The sequence below is a fragment of the Cupriavidus consociatus genome (genome assembly GCF_017814975.1).
Classification (GTDB): Bacteria; Pseudomonadota; Gammaproteobacteria; order Burkholderiales; family Burkholderiaceae; genus Cupriavidus; species Cupriavidus consociatus.
In genome coordinates this window covers 1-2,620 of sequence record NZ_JAGIQA010000088.1, presented here as the reverse complement: position 1 = coordinate 2,620, position 2,620 = coordinate 1, and the positions used below count along the sequence as shown (strand labels likewise).

General features: G+C 53.9%; 1 rRNA gene and 1 other annotated feature (1 of these 2 cut by a window edge). The gene reads left to right on the top strand.

Annotation, left to right across the window (positions count from 1 at the left end):
• Positions 1 to 2,334, top strand: a sequence feature (most likely nonfunctional fraction of RNA operon) (it extends 1,635 nt beyond the left edge of the window).
• Between the two features lie 120 nt (positions 2,335 to 2,454).
• A 5S ribosomal RNA gene (gene rrf, locus J8I82_RS37250) occupies positions 2,455 to 2,568 on the top strand.
• The last annotated feature ends 52 nt before the right edge of the window (positions 2,569 to 2,620 follow it).

Sequence of the window (2,620 nt, the reverse complement as noted above, 5' to 3'; positions counted from 1 at the left end):
GGGGTGACGGCGTACCTTTTGTATAATGGGTCAGCGACTTACATTCAGTGGCAAGCTTAACCGATTAGGGAAGGCGTAGCGAAAGCGAGTCCGAACAGGGCGTTGAGTCGCTGGGTGTAGACCCGAAACCAGATGATCTATCCATGGCCAGGTTGAAGGTGCGGTAACACGTACTGGAGGACCGAACCCACTAACGTTGAAAAGTTAGGGGATGAGCTGTGGATAGGGGTGAAAGGCTAAACAAATCTGGAAATAGCTGGTTCTCTCCGAAAACTATTTAGGTAGTGCCTCGTGTCTCACCTTCGGGGGTAGAGCACTGTCATGGTTGGGGGGTCTATTGCTGATTACCCCGCCATAGCAAACTCCGAATACCGAAGAGTGCAATCACGGGAGACAGACATCGGGTGCTAACGTCCGGTGTCAAGAGGGAAACAACCCAGACCGCCAGCTAAGGTCCCCAAATATAGCTAAGTGGGAAACGAAGTGGGAAGGCTAAAACAGTCAGGAGGTTGGCTTAGAAGCAGCCACCCTTTAAAGAAAGCGTAATAGCTCACTGATCGAGTCGTCCTGCGCGGAAGATGTAACGGGGCTAAGCTATATACCGAAGCTGCGGACGCACGCAAGTGCGTGGTAGGAGAGCGTTCTGTAAGCCTGTGAAGGTGTCTTGTAAAGGATGCTGGAGGTATCAGAAGTGCGAATGCTGACATGAGTAGCGATAAAGGGGGTGAAAGGCCCCCTCGCCGTAAGCCCAAGGTTTCCTACGCAACGTTCATCGGCGTAGGGTGAGTCGGCCCCTAAGGCGAGGCAGAGATGCGTAGCTGATGGGAAGCAGGTTAATATTCCTGCACCGTCGTATGATGCGATGGGGGGACGGATCGCGGAAGGTTGTCCGGGTGTTGGAAGTCCCGGTCCCTGCATTGGAGAAGGCGCTCAGGCAAATCCGGGCGCGGGATTCAAGGATGCGGGGCGAGCGGCCTAGTGCTGCGAAGCAATTGGAAGTGGTTCCAAGAAAAGCCTCTAAGCTTCAGTCATACGAGACCGTACCGCAAACCGACACAGGTGGGCGAGATGAGTATTCTAAGGCGCTTGAGAGAACTCGGGAGAAGGAACTCGGCAAATTGGTACCGTAACTTCGGGATAAGGTACGCCCTGGTAGCTTGACTGGCCTGCGCCAGAAGGGTGAAGGGGTTGCAATAAAATGGTGGCTGCGACTGTTTAATAAAAACACAGCACTCTGCAAACACGAAAGTGGACGTATAGGGTGTGACGCCTGCCCGGTGCCGGAAGATTAAATGATGGGGTGCAAGCTCTTGATTGAAGTCCCGGTAAACGGCGGCCGTAACTATAACGGTCCTAAGGTAGCGAAATTCCTTGTCGGGTAAGTTCCGACCTGCACGAATGGCGTAACGATGGCCACACTGTCTCCTCCCGAGACTCAGCGAAGTTGAAGTGTTTGTGATGATGCAATCTCCCCGCGGCTAGACGGAAAGACCCCATGAACCTTTACTGTAGCTTTGCATTGGACTTTGAACCGATCTGTGTAGGATAGGTGGGAGGCTTTGAAGCGTGGACGCTAGTTCACGTGGAGCCGTCCTTGAAATACCACCCTGGTTTGTTTGAGGTTCTAACCTTGGCCCGTGAATCCGGGTCGGGGACAGTGCATGGTAGGCAGTTTGACTGGGGCGGTCTCCTCCCAAAGTGTAACGGAGGAGTTCGAAGGTACGCTTGGTACGGTCGGACATCGTACCTAAAGTGCAATGGCAAAAGCGTGCTTAACTGCGAGACCGACAAGTCGAGCAGGTGCGAAAGCAGGACATAGTGATCCGGTGGTTCTGAATGGAAGGGCCATCGCTCAACGGATAAAAGGTACTCTGGGGATAACAGGCTGATACCGCCCAAGAGTTCATATCGACGGCGGTGTTTGGCACCTCGATGTCGGCTCATCTCATCCTGGGGCTGTAGCCGGTCCCAAGGGTATGGCTGTTCGCCATTTAAAGAGGTACGTGAGCTGGGTTTAAAACGTCGTGAGACAGTTTGGTCCCTATCTGCCGTGGGCGTTGGAATCTTGACGGGGGCTGCTCCTAGTACGAGAGGACCGGAGTGGACGTACCGCTGGTGTACCTGTTGTCTCGCCAGAGGCATCGCAGGGTAGCTATGTACGGAAGAGATAACCGCTGAAAGCATCTAAGCGGGAAACTCGCCTGAAGATGAGGATTCCCTGGAGGCTTGACCTCCTTGAAGGGTCGTTCGAGACCAGGACGTTGATAGGCTGGGTGTGGAAGCGCAGTAATGCGTTAAGCTAACCAGTACTAATTGCCCGTAAGGCTTGATCCTATAACCAGTGTGTTTCACCTGGTGAGTGCATCGCCTTGTGCCGATACAGCACAACCCGAGACTACAGACTACATCCCGAATTGGTGACGCTGTCCCAAGACAGCGCCACAACCCCTCATGCCTGGTGACCATAGCGAGCTGGAACCACCCCTTCCCATCCCGAACAGGTCCGTGAAACAGCTCCGCGCCGATGATAGTGCGGATTACCCGTGTGAAAGTAGGTCATCGCCAGGCTCTTATTGTGCAAAACCCCTCGACAGCGTGTGCTGCGAGGGGTTTTTGCTTT